Source organism: Actinoplanes sp. NPDC020271 (assembly GCF_044388125.1).
In the GTDB taxonomy this organism is placed as follows: Bacteria; Actinomycetota; Actinomycetes; order Mycobacteriales; family Micromonosporaceae; genus Actinoplanes.
Genome location: NZ_JBIRWQ010000027.1, coordinates 85,582 through 109,925, shown reverse-complemented (window position 1 = coordinate 109,925; position 24,344 = coordinate 85,582). Strand labels below are relative to the sequence as shown.

Sequence of the window (24,344 nt, the reverse complement as noted above, 5' to 3'; positions counted from 1 at the left end):
GATCGCCACTAGAAAATAGCTCTAGTGCTAGAGGTATCTTTTGCTCATGCCGTCCCCCGATCACCGCCATGCGGCCACGCCGCTCACCGCGCTGCGTTTCCTGCGCGCCCCTCGCACCTGGCTCCTGCCCACCGTGCTGCTGTCGGTCACCATCTTCGTGATCGCCATCGTGTTCGCCGGCAGCGTCGCCAACCCGCAGGCCGACCTGCGCGACGCACCCGTCGGACTGGTCTCTCTCGACAAGGGCGCGCAAGTCAACGGCACCCAGCAGAACCTCGGCACACAGGTCGTCGCCGGCATCCTCGCCCAGAAACAGCAGCCACAGGACGCGGTGCTGTGGAAGACCTACGACTCCCTCGAAGCCGTCAAGACCGCCATCGGCAAAGACAAGCTGTTCGCCGCGGTCGTAATTCCTGAGGACTACACCAGCCGCATGCTGACCTTGGTCAGCGCCGCTCCGCAGCGCCCCGAAGTGACCGTGCTGACCAATCACGGTGCCGGCAGCATGGCCTCGTCGATCGGCACCGAGATCGCCGAGTCCGCAGTTCGCGGCGGATCCGCATACGCCGCGGGAATCCTGTCGCAGCAGGCGCAGAGCGCCGGCGCGACGATCGCCGCCGCCAACGCCGTCCTGCTCGCCGACCCCATCACCGTCACCGAACAGCAGGGCGCCCCGCTCGGTGAACGCACCGGTATGGGCATGACAGCCTTCTTCTACGCGATGCTGCTGATGATGATCGGTTTCCTCGGCGCCAACCTGATCAACGCCATGGTCGACGCCGACCTCGGATTCAACGCCTCCGACCTCGGCCCCGTACGCCAGGTGAAACTGCCGCAACTGATCAGCCGGCGCCAGACCCTGCTCGCCAAATGCCTAGTCATGGTCGCTGCTGCGGTGGTGGGCGCGACCGCCATCATCGCCGCCGGCACTCTGGCCCTGAACCTGGACCTGCCGCACACCGCACTGCTGTGGGTCTACAGCGTCGCCGGCATCAGCGCCATCGGCATCGGCACCCTGGTCGTCCTGTCGCTGTTCGGCGCCATCGGCACCATCGCGGCCATGGTCTTCTTCGTCGCCGGCGCCATCCCGGTCTCCGGCGGGGCCGTACCCCTCCAGGTCATGCCCAGCTTTTGGCGCACCCTCGGCGAATTCGCACCCATCCGGGCACTGGTCGACGGCGTCCGCGCCATCATCTACTTCGACGCCCAAGGCGATGCCGGCCTGACCCGAGGCTGGACACTGCTGCTCACCGGCCTGCTGATCAGCCTGGTCCTCGGCTTCGGCGGACTGACCTGGTACGACCGCAAAGGCCTGCACCGCATCCACCCGCACGCGATCACCCGCATCCGCGAATTCCTGCACGCCGGCCACCACCTGCACCAGCCGGCCACCGAAGAAGCCGCCCACGCGCCAGCGCTCGCCGCACCATCGGCGACCCGGGGCCTCGGCTGACCGGCCCCAAAACCGGTGACGCCCGGCTGCTGGACCGTCCCGTCCGAAGCAGCCGGGCGTCACCCACTTCCCGGAACCAACTGTCGTAGGCGACCTCGGCTGTCGCCTACCCAGGCCCGCCCACTGGATAGAATGGCCGACCGTGACCGCTGCGGAAATGCCTGAAGAACTCACCCGGCTGGTCTGGACCCTGCACCGCCGACTCCTCCAATCGCAGCGGCCCCCCACCGGCGAGAACGTGCGGCCGCCAGCTCAAGTAGAGCTGCTGCGCCTGGTGGCCGCCGAACCTGGAATCACCGTCCGGCAGGCTGCGGCAGCGTTGCGCATGCAAGCCCACAACGTCAGCAGCCTCGTCACTATTCTGGTCAACGACGGCTACTTCACTCGCGTCCCCGACCCCGCGGACCGCAGATATGTACAACTGCACCCCACCGCGAAGATGAACGCGGCCACGCGGGAGACGGACACCAGCCTTTACGCTGGAGTTGCTCAGGCACTGGCGGGCATGCCTGATGATTCAGTACGACGCATCGCGGAAGCCCTACCTGAACTGTGGCAACTCGCCGAAAGAATCGCTCCACCACCAGACTGACAATCGATCGATTCGGTGCCATCAGCGCCGATTAAGTATGCGAACCCACCGTCGATTAGCGGCAATGTGATATCGCTGATAAATCGCCGGATATGCCTCGTCTGTCGATTAGATCCAGCCACGTCTCGCCCGAGCCGTAGGTTGGGCAAGAATCAAGGGTCCATTAGCTGAACCGTGTGCGCGGGCCAAAATTTCACTCGCAATAGTCGGATCCGGGCCGCGTCGAGGGGAGTGTCAGGGAAACGGCTCTGTCTCGCTTTCGGTGGTGACCAAAAGTGATCGGCCTCGTTGTAGCCGTATGAACGATGTCGATGCGGTGTTAAGCACGGTGTTCGCCGGTCTGTCTCTGCTGGTGATCGAGGATGTCGTTGACCAAGGTGAACTGATGCTGATCCAGGCAACGACACCGTCGTCAGTGATGGCGTGCCGAGCTGCGGGGCGCTGACGCAGCGGGTACACGGCTATCACGGACGCGTGGTTGCCGACGTTCCGGTCGGTGCCCGCCGAGTCATGCTGCGGGTCCAGGTGCGGCGTCTGGTCCGTCCCACCCGCGGCTGCCGGCAGACCTTCCGTGAGCAGATCCCCGGCGTGCTGGAACGCTATCAACGCCGCATTCCCCGGCTGGCCAGCCAGATCGGCGCGGTGGTCAAGGAGTTAACCGGACGTGCCGGGTCCGTCTGCTGTCGGCCTTGCAGTGAGCCTTTTTCAACCTGATCTTGCAGGTCAGGGCCCGTCGCCGGGGGTCGGTGATCGATGAGGGCGAGGCTCCAGGTAGGACAGCAAATCGACCAAAACCCGATGCCCCGACCGGGAGCCTCGCCATGCTGTCTTACCCGTCCACGATCTCGTTGTCCAGCCGGACCCTGAACCACCTCGCAGACCGCATCCGCAGCCAACGCCAGCAACGCAAATCCCGATGGCGGCGGTTGAACCCCGGCCGCCAGGCTCTGCTCGCCCTTGCCCACCTGCGCAACGGCGACACCTACACGCAGCCAGCGGCAACAGGACATGTTCGCCTCCTCACGACCGCCTGCCCCGAGATGACGGCTCTCGCCGGCCTCGTGCATTCCTTCGCCGCCCCGCACCCGGTCTGCGTGCGTGGCGGTAAACGTATGCAGCGGCATCGTCTCCGAACCGTATTGGGTTGTTATGTCGGTGAGTTCCAGCGCCGGTTGCTACCGGCGTTTAGCGTACTTTGGGGCCGTGGCGTGCGCTTCAAATCCCCAGCTCTTCGGTACCAGCGCGACTACTGAGAAAAATGTGAACAAAGACCGTTACCCCCACAACTTCTCGCTGGTGTGGTGACTGCACTCAACTCGGCAGTTGAGTCAAGTTGTATGCCGGGTCGTCCTCGACACCGACGGCGGCAATCAGGTGGCAGAGCGCGCCGCAGGCGAAGAATGCTGGACCGAATCGTCCCGAGAGCCCAGCGTCGGTCGACGTTGTTGTCTAAACCACGATAGGTGGCCCAGACGATGAAGCGTACGGTCGGCTTGGCAGCTTCCTTGTTGTACTCCTGCCGGACGATGCATGCATGCGTCCTGAGCGCGGTCAGGGTGACATGTCGAGCGCGGGCCTGGTTACTGGAAAGCCTGTGGTGCTAGAGATAAATGGCGGTTAATCACCTGAGATTGCGGTGATCGATATGCCATCCTCTGGGCTGCAATATTCGCCGACTTACTCACTTGACTCTTGGCTCCAGGTGCCCGTGACGTCGTCGCGGCATCGGGGTCGCACTGGTCCGCCGCGCCCTGGTCCTTTGCGGTTCGCGTTCTACGGTCGTTTCTCGACGGTTGGCTATCAGGATCCTGCCACGTCGCGGGCGTGGCAGCTGGAATCTGCCGGACGGGTGATCGCCGGCCGGGGCCGGGTGGTGGCCGAGTTCTTCGACGAAGGCTGGTCGAGAAGTCTGCCATGGACGCGGCGTCCGCAGGCGGCGGCGCTGCTGGCGGCGGCCGCTAATCCTGCGGGTGAGTTCGACGCGGTGGTGGTGGCGGAGTTCGAGCGGGCGTTCACCGCGGGTCAGGCGCAGTCGGTCATCGCGCAGTTGAATGCCTACGGGGTGCAGCTGTGGTTGCCCGAGCTCGAGGGGCCGGTGGATCTGGCCGAGCCGGAGCATCGGGCGGTGTTGAAGATGCTACAGCGTGTCGAGCATTGCCCGGGCGCTCAACGAGCGTGGAGTGCCGTCACCGAGTGCGCATGATCCGGAGCGGAATCCGCACCGGCGGAAGACGGTGTGGACGTTGCGGACGGTCGCGGCGATCCTGGCGAATCCGCGGTACACCGGCCGTCAGGTGTGGAATCGGCAGTTCACCGATCATCGGGAGGCGGTGCCGGGGGACAAACGGTCCAGTATGGGGCCGGTGAGGGTGTGGACTCCGCGGTCGGACTGGGTGGTCTCGGCGGAGCAGACGCATCCGGAGTTGGTGTCGGCTGCCGACTACCTGGCAGCGCAGGGGATCACTGCTGTTGCGGAGCCGGATGGTGGGCAGGTGCGCCGGTATGCGCTGACCGGGTTGCTGATCTGCGCGGTGTGCGGGCGGCGGCTGTCGGCGCACTGGTTGAATCGGAAGCCGGGCTACCGGTGCCGGCACGGTCACACGAGCGCGCAGCTGGCGGCTGAGGGAAAGCCGCCGTGGGTGTACTGGCCGCAGGAGCGGCTGTTCAGCACCCTGCAAGCTATGGACGCCGAGCTCGCGGATCTGGGGGATGCTGAGGATCTGGGCGCGTATCTGCGGGCGAATGACCTGGTAGTGGTCTGCGGTTCGGGCACCCTCGCAATCGAGGATGCGATCATCGAACCGGCAGACGAGTTCAATGCCGTGACCGCGGCTGACCCGGGCGCCGACGGTGACACCGCGACGGTCGGGACACAGCGCCCGGTGCCGGCGCAGCGGGGCCCGTCGCAGTTGGCGTTGCCGTTCACCGTCGGTGGCAGGCGGCAGGGTCGTGGTCCGGTGGTGCCGGATGCGGTGGCGATCCGGCGGGCCTGGACAGCAAAAAACCCCGGCAGGAGTCGCGTGAAACGCGAATAACCTACAGGGGTTTAACGTGTCCGGAGATCGACACAAACCAATGCCCCAAGAAGCTATCTAAAACTATTCTACTGCCGTAGGGGTCTGAAGCGCCGTCCGGGTGTATGCACTCGGACGGCGTCTTCGTGTAAGGGCGGGTAGCGCTCCAGTTGGCGATGCCTAGAAATGGGCCTTAATTGGCTGACAGGGATCATGCGGCGACGGTGGTCGCCATACCATCCGAAGGATATGGCCGGTAGAGTTAGGAATTGCTCGTACGCCAGTTCGGTCAGCCATCATCGAGGGGAGACCGGCCGGCATCGTGGACCGCGCCGTCGGGGATGCGTCCGGTTTGTATGGTCTCAGCCAGGGGTGCCGCAAGGTGTGGCGCTGCTCGGTCGAGTGGGCTTGGCCCCAGTGCAGCAACTTTTTTTAATATGATCTAGGAACCTCAAGTTCGACCCAAAACATGGAGAGGTTCCCGACCGGAATTGCTGGCAAAACGGACATAATTGTGGCATCGGACGCGTGGGTGCTTTGTCGCCACACTGTTAGTGCTGGTCGCGAAGCCCAGCGCCGACGGTTCGCCGTCGGCGAGGATCTCAACACCGAGCTGCCCTACGGGATCTGCGCGGAGTGCCTCCGCCAGCGCCGACGGTTCGCCGTCGGCGAGGATCTCAACTGGTCGTTGTGGCCCCAGACTCTCGGGGACCCGCGCCAGCGCCGACGGTTCGCCGTCGGCGAGGATCTCAACACCATCGGCACCAGCAAGAAGGACGCCTTCGAGCGGATCCCAGCGCCGACGGTTCGCCGTCGGCGAGGATCTCAACTGCTCGTCGAGCCGGACGGTGACCCGGATGCCGCTCCGACCAGCGCCGACGGTTCGCCGTCGGCGAGGATCTCAACAGCCACGACGACTACCGCAAGATCTTGGCGCTGCCCCACCAGCGCCGACGGGTCGCCGTCGGCGAGGTTCTTAACTCACCGCAGGTCGGACATCCGTTGACACCGTGAACCAGCGCCGACGGTTCGCCGTCGGCGAGGATCTCAACACCAGCGTGTCCGAGAGCATCGGGTGCACAATGCGGGTGGCCAGCGCCGACGGTTCGCCGTCGGCGAGGATCTCAACCACAACGGGCGCGGCGAGATCGCCTACGTCGAGAAACAACAGCGCCGACGGTTCGCCGTCGGCGAAGATCTCAATGGCTTTCACCGGCTGCGTCCATCCGCCGGGGCTGCCAGCGCCGACGGTTCGCCGTCGGCGAGGATTTCAACCAGAGCACCTCCGGCGTGCTGGCCCGCCAGCGCACCAGCGCCGACGGTTCGCCGTCGGCGAGGATCTCAACGGCTGGATTCCCTCCGACGCGGCTAAGCGCATGTCGGACCAGCGCCGACGGTTCGCCATCGGCGAGGATCTCAACCGGCACATGATCGCCAAGTGGTACGGCTACACCGCCGCTAGCGCCGACGGTTCGCCGTCGGCGAGGATCTCAACAGGATCGTGTCCCGCCGGTTGATCACTGCGTTCAGCCCAGCGCCGACGGTTCACCGTCTGCGAGGATTTCAACTTGACCTCCATCACGAACTTGTCAGCGCCAGCGATGAACAGCGCCGACGGTTCGCCGTCGGCGAGGATCTCAAGTGCTCGGCACGGCCGGGCGCGCTGAAGGGGTAGCCAGCGCCGAAGGTTCGCCGTTGGCGAGGATCTCAACATCTACGAAGGTCAGCAGATGACGATCCAGGATCGCCAGCGCTGACGGTTCGCTGTTGGCGAGGATCTCAACCTAGGTGGACAGTCGGATCGGCTCGGCGACCGACCCGCCCCAGCTTCGACGGTTGGCCGTCGGCGAGGATCCCAACGTCCGGATGGACATGGAAGCGGGGGCCTACGCGCATCCTCGCCGACGGTTCGCGGTCGGCGAGGATGTCAATCGCATGTGGCTCGGGCGGTGGCCGATGATCCTTGCCAGCGTAGGCAGCCCGTCGTTGACTGCGATCTAAGCTGCCACCGCGGCGGCGTTGCCGCGCCCGGTGGCAGCGCCGACGTTTCGGTTTGTCGGCGAGGTACTCAGCCCGGTCGTCGTTTAATCCCAGCCAGGACTTTTAGTGGTCTCGCAGGTTCTGTCGTCGGCGCGATTACCGGCAAACGAAGCGTTGACGGAGCTGTATGGAACGGATACTGGTGGGCACCATCTGAGGGCCCACCAGCAAGCTGGCAATCCAGCCACTACTGCTCTGTTGAGATCCCCGGCTGCTGCCGCTTTGAGAATCCCACCCTACCGGCAAACGAAGGTTCTCAGCAGCGGCCTGCGCACCTTCGGAGCAGTAGTAACTGGCTTTTCCACTCGAATGGGGACTTGATTGCGCGCAACGAACGTCAATATCGTGATGCGAAGCGGTGCCCGTGGTTCCGGCTGTAACTGGCGCCTACCAGGGCGAGGACGAGTCCAGGCCTGCACCGGACGGATCGAGAGACGTTTTCTCGTAGCCGTCGCGCTGTCGGAGTGGGATCGATGGCAGCTGTGTAAGTGATCTCTCGGTGCCGATGGACGGTACAAAGTGTCAGTTGCGTGACACCTCATGGCCGTGAGTGCAAATTCTGTCGTACCCGCCTGGTTTTCTGTGCCTCGTCGTAGATACCGCGCTGACGAGCTGGCGTGCCCTAAACGGCGCGTAGGTGCTCGTCGCTGATGTAGGTCCCGGTTGAGAAGGAGTGGCTCGTGTTGGAGATCTGTCCGCTGTGGGCGCACAGTCCGCCGCCGGGCGGAGGTGCATGGCATGCGCTGGATGCGCACCTTCGCGGAACTGCGGAGTTGGGGCAGCGGTTCGCCGGCCCGTTCGGTGGTGGTGAGATCACCTACTGGCTGGGGCGGCTTCATGATTTGGGCAAGGCGAGCACAGCCTGGCAGCGGCGTCTCGCCGCCGTCGCCGGTGGTGGTGGCCGGATCGGTATTGATCACAAGCTGGTTGGCGCTCGGCTGGCGTTCGATCGTGGGCTGCGTGGCTTTTCGGCGGCGATCGTCGGCCATCACAACGGTTTGGTTGATGTTCCATCCTTGCCTCGCGAGTTTGCGAGGGGCGTTGCCGTGAACGACGCTGATGCATTGAGGTCGTTGCCGGCGTTGGTTCCTGACCTTCCCGATGACCTGTCCGTGGCGGTGCCGAGCGCCTGGTTGCAGGAGCCGCTGGCTGGTGAGCTGGGCGCGCGGTTGTGTTTCAGCGCGTTGGTCGACGCTGACTTCCTCGATACGGAGGCGCATTTTCGGCAGATGGCCTCGCCGCGGGTGGCGGCGGAGGCGGACCTCGAGTTGTTGTCGCAGCGGTTTGAGGAAGCCCGTGTGCAGCGTTTGCGTGGTCGTCGTGGTGCTCCGGTTGATGTGGTGCGGGAGCAGGTTTACGACGGGTGTGTCGCCGCGGCATCGCTTCCGCCGGGGATCTTCCGGCTTGCGGCGCCGACCGGGTCTGGTAAGACGTTGGCGGCGGCGGGGTTCGCGTTGCGGCACGCTGCGGCGCATGGCCATCGCCGGGTGATCGTGGCGGTGCCGTTCCTGACGATTACCGAGCAGAACGCGGCCGTCTACCGTGATCTGCTGGGTGACGGCGGCCAGGTGGTGCTCGAACATCACAGTGCTGTCGACTGGGACGCTGGTAGCCGTGGCCCGTGGGATCGGCTGGCGGCGGAGAACTGGGATGCGCCGTTCGTGGTCACCACGTTCGTGCGGCTGTTCGAGTCGTTGTTCGGGCGTAAACCGTCGGCCATGCGGCGGGTCCACCGGCTGGCCGGTTCGGTGATCGTTCTGGACGAGATCCAGGCGTTGCCACACGCGATGCTGGCACCGATCCTAAGCGGTTTGAAGCTGCTCGTACAGCATTTCGGGACGACGGTGGTCCTGTCGTCGGCGACGCAGCCGGACTTCTGGGCGCTTAAGGAGTTCGACGAACTCAACCCCGTGGATCTGGTGACGGATCCGAAACGGTTGGCGGCGCAGTTGCGCCGGGTCCGGTTCGAGTGGCAGATCGACCCGCAGCCGTCGCTCGCGGACATCGCCGAGCAGGCGGCCGCCCTAGATACGGCGCTGGTGGTGGTGAATACAACCGCGAACGCGGCGGCTGTCTTCGACTGTTGGCGTGCTCTGCCGTACGGGCAAGCGTGGCATCTGTCGACCCGGATGTGTCCCGCGCACCGGCGGCGGGTTTTGCGCGCGGTCCGGGAGCGACTAGCTGCCGGTCAGCGGACTCTGCTGGTGTCGACCCAATTGATCGAGGCCGGCGTCGATCTGGACTTCCCGGACGTCTTTCGGGCCGTCGCCTCGGTCGACTCGCTGCTGCAAGCGGCCGGGCGGGCGAACCGGGAGGGCCGGTTGCCCGGCCTGGGAAGGGTAGTGATCTTCCGGCCGTCAGACGGCGGTATGCCGCCCGGCTATCGGGTCGCCGTGGATCAGACGCTGCTGCATTTCGGACCCAACCGTAAGCAACCCGATGACCTCGACGCGCATCCCGCCTACTACCAAGGCTTGTATGACGCGCTGGCGTTGCAGGATGCGCAGCACGTCGGTCAGCGCATCCAGCAGGCCCGTCGCCGGTGGGAATTCCAGACGGTGACCGACGGTCCGCTGGATTCCCGCACGAAGGCCCGCGATCGCCGGCTGGCGTTTCGCATGATCGCCGAGTCCGGTCTGTCGGTGGTCACCCCGCAGGTAGCCATTGACGGCGATGAGCAGCGGCAGGTGCGTGCACTCATCGACAAGCTGCGCGGCGATGCGCCGTCGGCGGAGGACTTCCGCCGACTGCAGCCGTACGTCACGACATTGCATCCGAGTCTGCTGCGCCGTCCTGAAGTGATCGCTCAGCTCGATCCGATCAAGGGGGAGCTCGCACCGGGTGGCCTTGCGGAGTGGCGGGGCGGTTACGACGAGGCGACTGGTATCGATCTGGATCCGGCAGTGGAGGAGTTTCTGCTATGACGACAAGCCACACACAGCCCGCCGCCGCGGGTCTCGTGCTGCCTCGCGACAGCCACGGCCATCCGCCTGTGGTCGTGCAGGTGGCGGGGGAGGCGGCGCTGTTTTCCCGGCCCGAGCTGAAGGTGGAGCGGGTCAGTTACCCGGTGATGACGCCGACAGCGGCGGTCGGGGTACTGGAGGCGATCTTCTGGAAACCGGAGATGCGCTTCCAGGTGGTCGCGATCGAGGTACTACGTCCGATCCGGCAGTTCTCGGTGCGGCGTAACGAGACCACCGACGTGGCAGCCCTCGCCGATGCGATCCGTGGGGGCCGGCGGGTGGATACCGCCGCGCACCGCGATCAGCGCAACGCGGTGTGCCTGCGCGACGTGGCATATCGGATTCACGCTCACATCCACGTCAAACCGCATTCGGGTCGGCCTCCGGCCGCTTACCGCGACCAGTTCCGGCGCCGGGTCAGCCGCGGCGCCTGCTTCCAACAGCCGTTCCTGGGCGCGAGAGAATTCTCGGCGGACTTCAGCGACCCGGATGACACGCCGCGGCTGACCGACCTGAACCAGGAGGCCGGGATCATGCTGCATTCCATCCACCGCGACCCGGCTGGAAAGCCGCGGATGCACTGGTTCGCCGCCAGCATCAAACAGGGCGTCCTGGCCGTCCCGGACAACGGGATGGAGCTGGCCCTGCCGACCGGTGGAGAAGCCTGATGCTCCTACAGCGCCTCGTCGAGTACGCCGACGCTACCACCAGCGGGGGCAACGTCCCACCGTTCTACCAGCGCAAACCGGTGCGCTGGCTACTGGACATCGCCGCCGACGGCACCTTGCTGACCTTGCCCACGGATCTCGCCGATGCCGACAACAAATACGGGCCGCGGCGTCCGGTGCCGGCCATCACCCGCACCGTCGGCGTCGCCCCGGCGCTGGCGGTCGACAACGCCGAATACGTACTCGGCTGGACCTTCGAGGGATCCAACCCCGATCGGGTTCCGAAGCAGGCCGCCGCATTCCGCGAGTTGGTCGAGCAGTGGGCGGCCGCGGATCCGGCCGGGCCGGGCACGGCGATCGCTGCCTTCTACCGCACGGGCCACCACCTGACGATCAGCCACGACGACTTCCCGAACTGGGGCCGCGCCGACCTGGTCGGCTTCCGCATCAACCAGGTATGGGCCCACAGCAGCCCCTCCGCGATCGACTACTGGGCCAAGGTCGCCAGCGACCGCAAAGGCTCCGGCGACGCGGGCCTGTGCCTGGTCTGTCAACGAATCCAACCGCTGCTCAAGACGATCCCGCAGCAGATCCCGCGCCGGCTGCTACCCGGCGCCCGGCAAAGCGCGTCACTGGTCAGCGTCAACGAAGCAGTCCATGGCTACGAGCTGCAAAAATTCCTCGGTCACACACCGATCTGCGCTGACTGCGCCCTGAAGTTCATGGGCACCCTGGAACGGCTGCTCGACGACAAGCTGCACAGCATGACCCTGCCCGGGCAGAACGCCCGCCTGGTGTGGTGGGTCACCGGCGGATCCACCTTCGACCCGATGGGCCCACTGGACCAGCCTGACCCGGCACACATCCGCGATTTGCTCGCCACCCCGGTCGACGCCACCCAGCCCGCGGCGCAGGACCTGTCGCTGTACTGCTCGGCGACAGTCGGCGGCAACGTCGCCCGCGTCGTCGTCCGCGACTGGATCGAAATGCCCGTCGCGCAAGTGAAGGTGAACCTGCGGCAGTGGTTCACCGACCACGAGATCGTCGACGCCTGGACCGGCGAAACCACCCACGTCAGCCTGGCCCAACTGGCCCGCGCGACCGGCCGGTGGAAGAACAACCGCCGTGGTGCCGGCGAATGGGCATCGTTCGGCAGCTCCGGCGAGGACCGCCCCGCCGGTGTCTTCCACGCCCTCCTGCGCGCAGCACTTTCAGGCCGCCCACTGCCGCCCGGTCTCCTCGCCCACCTACTGCACCGCATCCGCACCGACGGACGCATCGACCCTGCTCGGGCAGCCCTGATCCGACTCGCCCTGCGCCGCCCACCTCACCGCAGAGAGGCCCTGATGCCCACCATCAACCTGGACATGCCCGACGCCGCCTACCACTGCGGCCGCGCCTTCGCGATCCTCGACCAACTCCAACGCGACGTCAGCACCGTCGCCAACCAGAAGCTGAACACCAGCTTCGCCCAGCGCTACCTGGGCCGCGCCATCATCAACCCCCGCGCCGTGCTCGTCTCCGGCGAGAAAACCTCCCAAGCCTGGCTGCGCCGGCTCGGCGGGCCACTGAAACGACCCGGCTGGGCGGCCGCCTACCAGCAGCGCCTCGACGACGTGTACTCCATGATCGCCGAACACGGTGGCTTCCCTAACCAGGCGCTGCTCGCCCAGCAGGGCAACTTCGTTCTCGGCTACCACCAGCAGCGCGCCGCCATGCGCGCCGAACGCAACGCAGCCGCCGAAGCCAAGAAGAACACCAACACCCAGCCGGCCGGCATTGACGACCCGCAAGGAGACCTCGCATGAGCAGCGCGCACCTCGACCCCACCCGCCGCCACGACGCCGTCTTGCTCTTCGAAGTCATCGACGGCAACCCCAACGGCGACCCCGACGCCGGAAACCAGCCCCGCACCGACGACGAAACCGGCCAAGGCCTGGTAACCGATGTCGCGATCAAACGCAAAATCCGCGACACCGTCGCACTGCTGCACGGCCACGACCCGCGCTACGGCATCTTCGTCGAGGCCGGACACGCCCTCAACACCCGCATCGAAGAAGCCCTCAAAGCCAACCCCGGCAAACCCGACGAGGCCAAAGCCTGGCTATGCGAGCACTACTACGACATCCGCATGTTCGGCGGCGTCCTGAGCACCGGCGCCACCAAAGGCGGCGCCGGCCAGGTCCGCGGCCCCATCCAACTCACCTTCGCCCGCAGCATCGACCCGATCCTGCCCACCGACCACGCCATCACCCGCGTCACCCAAACCCGCCAGGAAGACATCGACAAAGGCGAGAGCACCGAGATGGGCTCGAAATGGACCGTCCCATACGGCCTCTACCGCGCCCACCTGTTCTACTCCGCACCCCGCGCGGCGAAAACCGGCATCACCGAAAACGACCTCGCCGCCCTCTGGCAGGCCATCACCGTCATGTTCGACCACGACCGCGCCGCCACCCGCGGCGAAATGGCACTCTGCGGGCTGTACGTGTTCAGCCACCCCGACGCCTACGGAACTCAACCCGCGAAAGCCCTGACCAATAGACTCACCATCAACCGAGACAACCCCGAAAAGGCACCCCGGGCCCTCACCGACTACCGGCGCTCCTGGGACGCAACACCTCTGCCCGACGGTATCGAACTCACCAAGATCGTCGACCTCTGGCCGTGACAGCACCAGCCTGCGGAGGTGGCCTCAGCGCCATCTCCGCAGGCCACTATCACGAAAGGTGGTCAAGGGTGACTTGGTGGCCCGAAGGCGACAACGACGCGTCTCGCATTCCGATTCCCGCCCTGGAGCACTACGCCTACTGCCCGCGCCAGGCTGCTCTCATCCATGTCGACGGAATTTTCACCGACGATGTCAACACCGTGCGGGGGCACCTGGCCCACGAGCGGGTGGATCGGCCTGGCATCCGAGCAACCGCCACGCCAGGCACCCGCCAGCACTACGCTGTGCCGGTCTGCAGCCGCACCCTCAGCTTGTACGGCCGTTGCGACATTGTGGAGATCGGCGGCAGGGCGGCCGTGCCTGTTGAGCACAAGATCGGCGCCTATCGGCCCGGCGGCCCTGCCGATCTGCAAGCCGCAACCCAGGCATTGTGCCTGCGGGAGACGCTCGACCTAGAAATCCCGTACGCGCAGGTTTTCACCCACGCCGACCGACGCCGCCACCGGGTCGAGATCCCCCGGACATCATCGACACGATTCCACCATCGTCGCCGAACTCAGCGTCTTCCTGGCCGCACTAAGAACTCCTAACTCTTTGAAGCGCCAAGGCGGCGCCAGCAGATGAGTGCGCAGCCAATCTTGAGTAGGGCTTCGTGGATGTCGTCGCGGATTTCCCAGCGGATTCGTAGCCGGCGGAACCAGTGCAGCAGCGCGAAGCTCTGCTCGACCACCCAGCGCAGCTTGCCCAGCCCGGAGCCGTGCTCGGTGCCACGCCGGGCGATGACCGGCGTGATGCCGAGTTCGCGAACCAAGGCGCGGTACTTGTCGTGGTCGTAGCCACGGTCGGCGTACACCCTCGGCGGTTTGTGGCGTGGCCGTCCGGGTTTGCCGCGGATCGGCGGGACGGCTTCGAGCAGCGGGATGAGCTGGGTGACGTCGTTGCGGTTGCCGCCGGTCAGCAGCACCGCCAGGGGGACACCGCCGGCGTCGGTGATGAGGTGGTGCTTGGAGCCCAGCCGGCCGCGGTCTACTGGACTCCGGCCGGTTTTGGGCCGCCCTTGAGTGCCCGGACGTGGCTGGAATCGACCACCGCGCGGGACAGGTCGAGCTTGCCGGCCGCGCGTAGCTCGGCCAGCAGGACTTCGTGCAGCCGCTGCCAGACGCCGGCGTTGTTCCAGTCCCGCAGTCGCCGCCAGCAAGTCATGCCGCAGCCGAAGCCGAGTTCCCTGGGCAGCCACTCCCAGCGGATACCGGTGAACAGGACGAACAAGATGCCGGACAAGACTTTGCGGTCGTCGACCGGTCGGCGACCAGGGCCCGAACGTGGCCGCTGCTTGGGGATCAGCGGTTCGATCCGGGCCCAGAGGTCGTCGTCGACCAGCCACGGCTGGGGGTCGCGCTTCCTCACGCCAGCGACAACGCATGAGTCGAGGGATACGTCATGCCGGTGCACCCGATTGAGTTAGGAGTTCTAAGACTGCCAGCACCAGTAGGGCGAAGCCCAGCACCGACGGCCCGCCGTCGGCGAGGATCTCAACCTGAAGTGCGAACAAACTCCGGGGAATGGCAGCCATGAACCCTCGCCGACGGCCCGCCGTCGGCAAGGATCTCAACCATCGGTCCATCCACGCCATCCACCGCAGGCAGTCGGTGACCAGCGCCGACAGCCCGCCATCGGCCAGGATCTCAACATCGCGATCTACGGGATGGCCGCCGCGTACAGCACGGCCAGCGCCGACGGCCGGCCATCGGCGAGGATCTCGACAAGTCGAACACCGTCGAGAACCTTCAGGGTGGCCTTCCTCGCCTACGGTCCGCCGTCGGCGAGGATGTCAAACTGCTCGGCCTGATCGCGTCCGCCAGCGCCGACGGCCCGTCGTCGGCGAGGATCTCAACTACGACGTCACACACGAGCCGCAGACCGGCGGTGACCAGCGTCGACGGTCCGCCGTCGACGGGGATCTCAACGACGTCGACAACGTCACCGCCGGCGCCGACAGGTTGAGATCCTCGCCGACGCTTCGCCGTCGGCGAGGATCTCAACCTGGACGCCAACGCGTATGCCCGCGAACTCGAGGACCAGCGCCGACGGTTCGCCGTCGGCGAGGATCTCAATTGCACGTAGCTGAGCCGCGCCCGGACGACCGACCGCGCCAGCGCCGACGGTTCGCCGTTGGCGAGGATCTCAACTTCAACGCAAAGCAGCTCGGCGGCATCTACTGGACCGGCCAGCGCCGACGGTTCGCCGTCGGCGAGGATCTCAACGCCCCTCCGGCCAGGTGGGCGTCGCCGAGCGCGGCACCAGCGCCGACCTTCCGCCGTCGGCGAGGATCTCAACTTCGAGAACGGCGCCACCCCCAACATGGTGGTGACCAGCGCCGACGGTTCGCCGTCGGCGAGGATCTTAACGGCCCGACGTGAGTTCGCTGGCGGAGAGGTGGCCGAGGTCGGCGTTTACAAGGTCAACCCGGAGAAGGTGACGACACACGCGGTCTTCGCTGAGCACTGCCGTGGCTTGATCGTCCGGGGTCTCGATCTGATCATCCGTCTGGACTGACAACGACGGCTGGAGTGTTGCTGCCCCAGCCGTCACCACAATTTGTGCCGCGCCCGTTCGCCTGCTTGCTGTGTGGTAGCTCGGATGTGTCGCCCCAGGGGCGATCTTCACTGCTGGTGGGGCCGTGGGAACTGTGTGGCTTCCGGGAGCTGGTCGAAGATCCGGTTCATCGAGTTCGGTTCGTACACCTTGTCTGACTCGGCGATGTCGACCCAGTCGGAGTCGGTGAACTGGAACATCCACAGTGCGTCGAGGTCGAAGTCGCCGTGAGCCTCCGGGAGGTCTTTCACGTCCTCTTTCATGGCTTCGATGTCGAGGCCGGCGCCTCCGGTGTAACCGTCGAGGTGCGCGCGGGCAGCTTCGTCCAGCATGAGCAGTTCGGCAATCGTGTGGGGCACAGGCACTGTTCCGTTGGCCAAGACCTCGCACAGGTCGATGCAGGTCTGGGCGAGCCGGATGAAGAACTTCGGCGGCTGGGCGATCAGCGAGGCCGGGAATCCGACGGCAGGCCCGGTGTTGCCCCACATGAGGTCTTCGGCCTGGTCCACGAGCACTTCCGCGGTTGAGGCCAGCGAGCTGTACAGGGCTGCTGCCCAGCGCGGGCCGATGTCCATGATCGCGCACCCGCACCCGCACCCGCACCCGTCGTTGTCGTCGCTGTCATCGGTCAGACATCGGCATGATCCGCCGGGGCCGCATCGGTTGGTGCCGGGTTCGTCGCCGCGGGCAGCAGCGTGCCCGGGGCACCCGTCGCAGACCTCGCATCCTTCGGCAGGGCATTGGGTGGTGGGGAAGAGCTTCGCCCAGTCGATGGTGCTGCCGTCGGGCGGCAGTTCGGGCGTTTCGAGTTCGGTGACGAACCAGGTGGCGAGGAAGTGGCGGTCGTCCGTGTCGTCGATGCGCTGGTCGCTTGCCTGTTCCAGATTGGCACGGGCGCTGGCAGGCAGGCTCGCCCACAAGCCGGAGGTGGCCTCGTGACCCTCGTGCGGGGTGTTGAGGATGTTGCAGATCGCGACGGCTTCATGCGGCCAGTCGAGGGTGGCGATCGCGTCGAGTTCGGGGCCGTCGCCTTTGTCTACGAGCGCCATGACGCGGGACTTGGTGGTGGTGTGCTGAGGTACGAATGCAAGGACTTTTCTGGCCACGGAGGCTCCTCCCGGAAGGCGCTGAAGGCGCGACGGGGCAATAGTGTGAGGTGTAGGAGCCGCGCTGGTTGTCTCGGTGCTACCGAAGACTCCGCTTCGCGGGCTTCAACGCTAACACGGACAGCCGCTCGCAGCAGCCACCAGTCGCTGGTCGGGGTACGTCGGGCGCAGGAGTGGGCCGAGGTTCACCGGTCTGCGATACACGGCTTGTCTCTATCGACACCGTGAGGAAGCCCCAACCCCTGGCGGGGAACGGGATAACCCGAGAAGCGAAGGCCGGCGGCCGAACCGAATCGCTGGCCCTTCTACCAGAGGTTCTCCGATTACTGGCCGGATACCGGGCTTGTGCCCGGCCGCGAAAGCGGGCTGACGCGGGTCAGGTGAACCGCGTGGAGACGTAGAAGACGAGGCCGTCACCGATGGACAAGTTAGACGCCGCCCTCTCGGGGTGGTGAACGATCTGAGGACGTTGCCGCTCATTGAGCTGGCACCGTATGGCGTCGGCTCAATCGATCTTCGCGGGCTTGCTTGAGCCGGATGCATGGAAACGTGTACGTCCGGTTCTGAGGTGGCGCGGCGCGGTTCGACATGGCCGGTAACACTCTGGCGTCGAGCAACGCGTACAACCGGGAGTTTCAAGAAAACGGCTCTGGCTCATATCCGGCACTTTGACTCCGCCAACCTCAGCAGGAGAAGGAATATCCAGCTCTACCACCGAATGTGAGCCGGAGCCGTTTCTTGACACTCCCACAGCTACAGTCCGCAACCGGACCGTTGCGCGGAGCGGCTCAATGGTGAATAGCAACGTTGGTGCGGGCACAAATAAAAGCGGCGGTCGTCACCTGACGACCGCCGCTCATTTCACGACGAGGTTGTTAGCCGCGGGGTAGTTCCGTGCGCCATAGGTTGTTGATTTCCTGGGGGGTGAGTGCTTCCTGATAGGTGACGACATCGTCAATGTCGCCGGCAAGGTAGCTGGTGTTGATGTCGTTGATCAGGCTTCGGCCGGCATTGAAGTTGCCGGTGGCGTTCCAGGTACGGGCGGTGACCGTCTGGGTCCCAGCCTCGATGCCGTTGACGTACAGCTTGGCTGTGCCGGTGCTCGCGTCGTAGACGGCGGCCAGATAGGTCCAGGTGTTGGCCGTTGCTGTGGTCGAGGCTTGTGCGGTGGTGATGGTGGGGTTGGTGGTGTCGCTCGTGGGTAGTTGGAATTGCCAGCATTTGCAACTGGTGCCGAAGTTCAGCTGGAAGCCGCTGGCGTGGTTGCCGTACTGGCTGGCGACGGCCTGATCGCGGGTGGTGTCGGTGATCCGTGCCCAGGTGGACACGGTGAAAGATTGGTCAGTGCGTAGCCGCGCTCGGGTGCTTACCGCGCCGGTGGTGCCGTTGAGCGTGATCGCACCGAGGTCGGCGTCGGCACCGCTCGTGGTGCTGTCCGGGTCCGGATGGCCCTCCGGTTTGAGGGTGACGCCGGGGGTGAAGGTGCCAGGCGCCTGTGCCTGTGCTTCGTTGGCGGCCGAGTCGGTTGCGGTTGCGGAGTTCGGGTCCTCGAACTGCCAGCTCAGGGTTGCGGCGCGGGGGTGTGCCTCGGTTTCGACGTCGGTTGCGTCGAGGGCGCGTTGCCAGATACGGATGTCGGAGATGTCTCCGGCGAACCAGTTGTCGGTGCTGCGCCCAATCCAGGTCGTTGTCTCGGGATCGTTGAAAGTGGTGGCTTCGTCGGCGGCTCCTTCGGACTCACCGTTGACGTAAAGTCCTAGCCGTTTGACGTCTGCGTCGTATGTGGCGGTCAGATGCGTCCAGACGCCGACAGCCGGAGGTTGGTCGGACGGGGCTGTCGCCATGTGGATCGCGGCGGTGTCGCCCGATGTCGCGGACGGCATTCGTGCCTGCCAGAGGTCATGCTCCTTGTTGTATTCGAGGTACAGGGACGCGTAGCCGCTGGCGCTGCGGGCGAGGAAGGTGCGGTCGGTCGATTTGTCGGTCAGCCGGACCCATGCGGCGACGGTGAAGCTGTGTCCTGTGTTGAAGGCCAGTTTGGTGTCGGCGTAGCTATTGGTGCCATTGAACGTGCCGGCCTTGGTGTCGGCTTTGCGGCCCAGGGTCCATGCCACGTTGGTGAGTTCAGCGGGGTGGTGAACCGGGTTGGCCGGGTCTCCGGTACCGATGCCTGTGTCGGCAGCGGTCGTTCCGGTGCCCTCGCTGAATTTCCATTCGGCAATCGGGTAGGTGGTGTCTCCACCGCTGACCGTGCCGTCGCCGGTGATGCCGTCGACGCTGTCGGCGTCCGTGACGTATTGCTGGGCGAGCCTCTGGTAGTAGAGGTTGTTCGGGTATGCCTTGCCGTCGGTGCCGGTAGTCAGGTTCTCCGCATTGGTAGTCGCGCTGGTGGCGGTGCCGTCGGCGGAGACCGCGGCGGCGAAGTCGATAACGCCGTCGGCGTGGCCTTGCATGTTCGCCGGTCCGTCGGGACCGAGGATGTGCGCGTTGACCAGTTGGCGCGCTGACTCCTGCGCCGCTGTGTAGGTGTGGCTGAACGGTGGCAGGGTGGCGACGTACACCTTAATTGTGCGGGTGACGGGTGTGGGCAGATCTACGGCGTAGTCGAGTGCGTCGTCGGGCCGGTATTGCTGCAGTTGTCCGGCGAGGGCGTCCAACTTGTTGTTGGTCGAGGTGGCGCAGGCGTCGGCGGTGCCGGTGCAGGCGAGCAGGTCACTGCTGCCGGCTGAGATGAGCACGCTGCGTGCATCGGTCTGGTCGAGGATTTCCCGGTCGATCAGACCGTAGGAGTTTTGCGGGTATTGGCTGTTGGCCACCTGCGGCAGTTGTGCTTTGTTGGTCCAGCTGCTGCTGCCCTGGTTGAGCACGCCGGCCCGGACCGGGTAGCGCTGGCCGTACTCGTCGGTGGACATGGCGGTGGCGAGCTGGTCGCTGGTCTGGCTGAGCCCGTCGTTGCTGGCGGTGTCGGAGTTGATGGTCTGGTCGCCGTAGAGCACGATCGCGCCGGCCGGTTTCTTGGATGGTGTGCTGACGTCGATCCCGGCGAGGAACGGAATGCCGTTCATGGTTGAGCGGGTGAAGCCGGAACCGTCGATGTCGCCGGTGTGGTCGGCGCCGTCGGAGCTACTGACGTAGACCGGCGATCGTGCGTCGAGGTGGCCGGCCAGGGCGGTGGGACTGCCCTTGACCTTAAGGCTGACCAGTGCCGAGGTCTGGTCGTCGGCCGGCAGGTCGACCGGGTCGCTGATCGCCTCGGTGCCGGCGGGCAGGGTGAGGCTGGTGGCACCGCCGTTGAAGGTCAGGTGTAGCGGGGTGTCGGCGACGGTGGCGCCGCCGGCGGTGGGGTCCTGCAACGCGATGGAGGCTGCGTCGAAGGTGACCGGGGTTTTGCCTTGAGCGTTGGCCAGGCGGACCCGGACGCGACGGGAGTCGCCGCCGGCGCCGATGCTCAGGTGTGCCGGGATGCGCACGGTCTGGGCGTTGAGCGTGGCGTTGACCGACGCGGTAGTCTGCACCGCGCCGGTGTCCTGGGCGGCCGCCCAGGAGCCGACCCAGCGGCTGCCGTCTGGAGTGGTCGAGGTTGGGCGGATACCCAGGCCGAGGATGTGCAGCGCGTTGACGTGGCCTTGGATGCTGCCGGCGACCAGGGGCAGGGAGATGCTGGCGATGGCGGCGTTGGGGCATACCAGCGGAACGCTGTAGGCCATAATGCCGGGGGAGCTGCCCGTGTGGTAGCCGTTGACCGAGGAGTTGAGGCTTTCCAGACTGACCACCGCGTTGCCGGTGGGCCAGTAGACCCAGTCCGGGGCCAAGTCGATCGAATAGGCTTGGGAGGGCCAGTTGCAGGCGCTGCCCTTGGCATAGTTGATGCGTCCAGTCGCGCTTTTGACGTCGCCGTTGACAGCGAGGCCGGCGAAGACGACGGCGTTGCCCTTGTTCACTACACCGCTGGCCGGCACGGTGATCAGTTGCCCGGCGGCGAGCATGTTGTCGTTGTTGCCGTCACCGTAGGTGGCGGGCAGTTTGATGGTGGCGCCGTGCACGTTCACAGTGCTGCCGGGCGCCCAGCCGGCGCTCTTGAGGTCGCCGGCGTCAAGGCTCCAGCCCCAGCCGTCGGCGTCTGCGGTGGTGAGGGCCGGTGTTCCGCTGGTGTTGTGGGTGCTGATCGCGGTGTTGTTCAGGCAGTTCTTGGTGTCGTTGATCGCGCAGGTCGGGATCCTGCCTAGTCGTAGGGCTTCGATGCTGGCCTGGTAGCCGAGGGAGCTGGCGTTCTTGCCGGTCACCTTGAGGGTGATGGTGTGCACGCCCTTGTCGAGCTGGATCGGTGAGCCGTTCGCGTCCTTCGGCGTAGCCAAGTTGCGGTAGACCGTGCCGTTGGGCTGGCCGTAGGCGTCGAAGTCGGTGATCAGCGTCGACTGGGTGGACTTTCCCTGGTCCAGGATCAGGGTGTACATGCCGTAGTCGCCGGTGGAGAGCATATTCGCGCCGATCTCCCACATGGCCTGCTGCGGGATGGCGAAGGAGAACGTGGCGCTGTCGCCGTTGGCTACCTTGGTGCCGGTGGTGGCGTTGTTGGCGAGCATGGCCTGGTAGCCGCCGACGAAGTAGTAGCCGCCATTGAAGCTCTCCTGGGCCGCCAGGACGCCGCCGGCGGTGCTGGCCGTCGCTTTCGGCACGGTGGTCGTGGTGCCGTCGGTGTTGGTGGCGGTGTAGCCGTTGATCATCTGGTCGCCGGTCACATACAGCGGTGTGCTGGTGCCGGCGTTAAACTCATACGCTGTTGGCCCGGAGGTCGAGCCGGCCCCGTTGACCGCTTTGGCGACGAGCTTGTGAGGACCGGCGGTGCCCGGTGCGAAGACCGGTGCCGCGCTGCCGTTGGTGACGGCCGTCCCGGTGCCGTCCTTGTTGTCGGCCTTGGCGTAGTACACGACGCCCGGCGTGATCGTCGTGCCGGTCACCCACTGGGTGTTCTTGCCCGCGGCGTAGACCACGTTGGTGAGGTCCCCGTCGAGGGTGAACAGATATCCGGTGACTGCCCTGGTGGCGTCGGTGGACAGCGCGAAGACGCCCTTGTCGGTGAAGGCGGCGCCGACCTGTGCGGGCGGGAACTGTGTCGACTTGACCGCGGGCGCGTTCGGTACGGTGGTATCCACCGTGAAGTACATGTAGGGGGTCCAGGCGGCTGCCCATAGGCCGTCCTCGTTCTTGGCCCAGGCCCTCCACCGGTAGTCGCCGTCGGGAAGCGTTTTGTTGACTGTCCAGGGCGATCCGTTGGTGTTGAAGGTCGTCGGGCTCGGCCCGTATCCGCCGGCGATCAGTTTGCCGGTGGCTCTCTCTTCGACCTGGTATTCGATCAGGACGCGCCGCTTGACACCGTTAGGGAAGATGTTCGAGGCGCCCCAGGACAGGGTGGGGCTTTTGGAAGTGGTGACGAGCTTGCCGCCCTCGTTGTTGTTGTTCGGGGTGACGTGTAGCTTGCCGTCGTTGGCGTTGAGTGTGGGCGGGTAGCTGTATTGCACGGTGAGGCTGGCACCGCCTTTGTACCCGAGTTGTTTCCAGTAGTCGCGATTGGTTTCGCTCCCGGCTTGGGCCAGGAAGTAGGCGTAGTCCTTCTTGCCGGTGGCCAGCGAGGCGATATTGCTGGACACGTCGAATCCGAAGGTTCCTGGCGTCGCGGCCGGGCTGGACGTGCTGCAGTTGACCTCCCGGCCGCGCTGGGTGGCCAGCAAGGCGCCACGCGTAGGCTGCTTGCTCCAGTTCAGCGTCGAGGAGGTGAACCCCGCGGGTGCGCTCGTCGCGTACAGCGCAGCGTTGGTGTCGGTGCAGGATGCCGACCAGCGGTGCTGGATGTTCAGCGTCGCGGCCTTGACCGTCGCTCCCTTGATCCCGGAGATGTTCAGCTTGTAATACGTGCGGGCCGTCTCGCCTTCGCCGCCGTACTGAGGCCAGTCGTCCAGGCCGATGCGCGCACTGTTGAAGCCGCTGGTAAGGGTGGAGTTGTAGATGTTCCAACCGTTGCTAGAGATCCGTGCCCACGCCGACTGGCTACCGTAGTAACCCGCCCACTCCGGGTCTACGAACACCGGGTACTTGGTGGTCTTGGCGGTCAGCAGCGACTTGTCGAGCGTCATGGATTGCTTGCCGTCAGCGAAACCAAGCTTGATCTTGGCGCGGTTCTTTCCGATCAGATCGGCGGCCTCGTGCGTCGCCTGCGGGCTAGACAGTACCCGCGCCCGGATCGCCTTCTCAGCGGGATCGGGGCTACCGGGGGTGCTGTCCCACATCATCGCGGTGTTCGCCGAGAACACCGTGCGGCCGGTGGTTTTGTCGGCCGCCTCGGCGCCGCCGTCGCGGGTCGTCGCCAGCTTCACTCGTGTGCCGGTCAGGCCCAGGTTCAGCTGCTGAACCTTAGGATTTGCGGCGGCCTCCGGCGTCTTGATCACGAACATTGAGGAGTACCCGGTGCTGCTCGCGGTGACCTGCAGATCGACGTCGGGCAACACATTCGGGTACGTGGCCGTGTCCTCGGAGACCACGGGTGTGGGAAGTTTCTCAGCCCAGGTGAACGTCAGCGCGTAAGAGCCTTGCTTCAGCGAGACCAGAGTTGTGTCACCGCCACCGCTGAATGACACGTCGGCGGCCGCCACCTTAGGTTCGTAAGTGCCGTCGGCCTTTTTGGTCAGAGTGGTGTCGATCGATGCCCAAGCGCCGGCACGTTGCACCCGTTCCGGGGCAACCGAGTAAGTGGTGACGAATGACCCGTCCGGGCTGGCCGAGGTGGTGGAGAACTCGTCTGTCAACGACGGAATCGGCACGGTCTGGCCGGTCTTCTTCGCCTGATCGATCGCGGCTGCGATCGGCTTGGCGGGGTTGTCCGCCGGCGTGGCGGCAGGACCCGGTTCGAGCTCGCCGGTCTGCACCGGAGGCGCTACCGGCGGTGTGGTCGGGTTCGGAACGGTAGGAATTTGCGCCCACGCCGGGGTTCCTGCCCCGAGCGCGGTGGTGGTGAGCAACGCGGCGACCACCGTGAATACCGGCAGACGCCCCCGTCGCGTCGAGCGTGATGACATGGTGAGTGGCAGACCTTCCCCGCAGAAGACGATCATCGATCGTGGTGGCGCACATTCTGACCCCTGCGGCGGCCGCGGATCGACCCTTCGACACCACCCGTATCGGTAAATGTGCAGTGGGTCACACTCATAACTCCACTATTTAGATCTCTGATAGACAGAGCGCGGCATC

At 65.6% G+C, this 24,344-nt stretch carries 12 protein-coding genes, 2 pseudogenes and 2 CRISPR repeat arrays; of the genes and pseudogenes, 11 read left to right on the top strand and 3 right to left on the bottom strand.

What is annotated here, in order from left to right; all coding sequences use genetic code 11:
- Nucleotides 1-46: 46 nt before the first annotated feature.
- From ACH442_RS39070 to ACH442_RS39020, 11 genes and pseudogenes are all read left to right on the top strand, one after another.
- Entirely contained in the window at nucleotides 47-1,453 is a 1,407-nt protein-coding gene (locus ACH442_RS39070) for a DUF3533 domain-containing protein (RefSeq protein WP_396343153.1), read from the top strand.
- Between the two features lie 142 nt (nucleotides 1,454-1,595).
- Nucleotides 1,596-2,045 (top strand): MarR family winged helix-turn-helix transcriptional regulator, encoded by a 450-nt coding sequence (locus ACH442_RS39065; RefSeq protein ID WP_396343152.1) that lies wholly within the window; start codon nucleotides 1,596-1,598, stop codon nucleotides 2,043-2,045.
- Between the two features lie 298 nt (nucleotides 2,046-2,343).
- Nucleotides 2,344-2,720: pseudogene (locus ACH442_RS39060) on the top strand (transposase family protein); the annotation flags it as partial.
- A 146-nt stretch (nucleotides 2,721-2,866) separates the two neighbouring features.
- Nucleotides 2,867-3,070, top strand: a pseudogene (locus tag ACH442_RS39055) (IS5/IS1182 family transposase); the annotation flags it as partial.
- 734 nt (nucleotides 3,071-3,804) lie between these two features.
- The gene (locus ACH442_RS39050; RefSeq protein WP_396343151.1) at nucleotides 3,805-4,248 is read left to right on the top strand and encodes a recombinase family protein; all 444 of its coding nucleotides are present in this window, start codon (nucleotides 3,805-3,807) and stop codon (nucleotides 4,246-4,248) included.
- Nucleotides 4,190-5,080 carry a recombinase family protein gene (locus ACH442_RS39045; RefSeq protein ID WP_396343150.1) on the top strand — a complete coding sequence of 297 codons (891 nt, stop codon included), beginning with the start codon at nucleotides 4,190-4,192 and terminating at the stop codon, nucleotides 5,078-5,080. Before ACH442_RS39050 ends, ACH442_RS39045 begins: the two co-directional genes overlap by 59 nt.
- 549 nt (nucleotides 5,081-5,629) lie before the next feature.
- Nucleotides 5,630-6,991: direct repeats of the CRISPR family, unit length 35 nt; unit sequence CAGCGCCGACGGTTCGCCGTCGGCGAGGATCTCAA.
- A gap of 788 nt (nucleotides 6,992-7,779) precedes the next feature.
- Nucleotides 7,780-10,023, top strand: coding sequence for a CRISPR-associated helicase Cas3' (cas3, locus tag ACH442_RS39040; protein WP_396343149.1), 2,244 nt, complete (start codon nucleotides 7,780-7,782; stop codon nucleotides 10,021-10,023).
- Nucleotides 10,020-10,730: a type I-C CRISPR-associated protein Cas5c gene (gene cas5c / locus ACH442_RS39035; RefSeq protein WP_396343148.1), complete on the top strand. Its 711-nt coding sequence runs from the start codon at nucleotides 10,020-10,022 to the stop codon at nucleotides 10,728-10,730. Before cas3 ends, cas5c begins: the two co-directional genes overlap by 4 nt.
- On the top strand, nucleotides 10,730-12,538 hold the full coding sequence (cas8c, locus tag ACH442_RS39030; protein WP_396343147.1) for a type I-C CRISPR-associated protein Cas8c/Csd1: 1,809 nt from the start codon (nucleotides 10,730-10,732) through the stop codon (nucleotides 12,536-12,538). Before cas5c ends, cas8c begins: the two co-directional genes overlap by 1 nt.
- Nucleotides 12,535-13,401 carry a type I-C CRISPR-associated protein Cas7/Csd2 gene (cas7c, locus tag ACH442_RS39025; RefSeq protein WP_396343146.1) on the top strand — a complete coding sequence of 289 codons (867 nt, stop codon included), beginning with the start codon at nucleotides 12,535-12,537 and terminating at the stop codon, nucleotides 13,399-13,401. Before cas8c ends, cas7c begins: the two co-directional genes overlap by 4 nt.
- A 68-nt stretch (nucleotides 13,402-13,469) precedes the next feature.
- Entirely contained in the window at nucleotides 13,470-13,991 is a 522-nt protein-coding gene (locus ACH442_RS39020) for a Dna2/Cas4 domain-containing protein (RefSeq protein ID WP_396343145.1), read from the top strand.
- Here the strand turns inward: ACH442_RS39020 and ACH442_RS39015 are convergent.
- The 3 genes from ACH442_RS39015 to ACH442_RS39005 form a co-directional block, all read right to left on the bottom strand.
- A protein-coding gene (locus ACH442_RS39015) for an IS5 family transposase (RefSeq protein WP_396343187.1) occupies nucleotides 13,988-14,781 on the bottom strand; the annotation gives its coding sequence in 2 pieces (ribosomal slippage) (nucleotides 13,988-14,451 and nucleotides 14,451-14,781; 795 coding nt in all). The two genes, ACH442_RS39020 and ACH442_RS39015, sit on opposite strands and share 4 nt — an antisense overlap.
- A 120-nt stretch (nucleotides 14,782-14,901) precedes the next feature.
- Nucleotides 14,902-15,809: direct repeats of the CRISPR family, unit length 37 nt; unit sequence CCAGCGCCGACGGTTCGCCGTCGGCGAGGATCTCAAT.
- Between the two features lie 255 nt (nucleotides 15,810-16,064).
- Nucleotides 16,065-17,102 (bottom strand): hypothetical protein, encoded by a 1,038-nt coding sequence (locus tag ACH442_RS39010; RefSeq protein ID WP_396343144.1) that lies wholly within the window; start codon nucleotides 17,100-17,102, stop codon nucleotides 16,065-16,067.
- Between the two features lie 875 nt (nucleotides 17,103-17,977).
- Nucleotides 17,978-24,208 carry a LamG-like jellyroll fold domain-containing protein gene (locus tag ACH442_RS39005; protein ID WP_396343143.1) on the bottom strand — a complete coding sequence of 2,077 codons (6,231 nt, stop codon included), beginning with the start codon at nucleotides 24,206-24,208 and terminating at the stop codon, nucleotides 17,978-17,980.
- Between the last annotated feature and the right edge of the window lie 136 nt (nucleotides 24,209-24,344).

Bases quoted from the DNA above. Each gene is read 5' to 3' on its own strand.
- ACH442_RS39070 (WP_396343153.1), top strand. From the start codon at position 47: ATGCCGTCCCCCGATCACCGCCATGCGGCCACGCCGCTCACCGCGCTG.
- cas5c (WP_396343148.1), top strand. From the start codon at position 10,020: ATGACGACAAGCCACACACAGCCCGCCGCCGCGGGTCTCGTGCTGCCT.
- cas8c (WP_396343147.1), top strand. From the start codon at position 10,730: ATGCTCCTACAGCGCCTCGTCGAGTACGCCGACGCTACCACCAGCGGG.
- cas7c (WP_396343146.1), top strand. From the start codon at position 12,535: ATGAGCAGCGCGCACCTCGACCCCACCCGCCGCCACGACGCCGTCTTG.
- ACH442_RS39005 (WP_396343143.1), bottom strand. From the start codon at position 24,208: ATGATCGTCTTCTGCGGGGAAGGTCTGCCACTCACCATGTCATCACGC.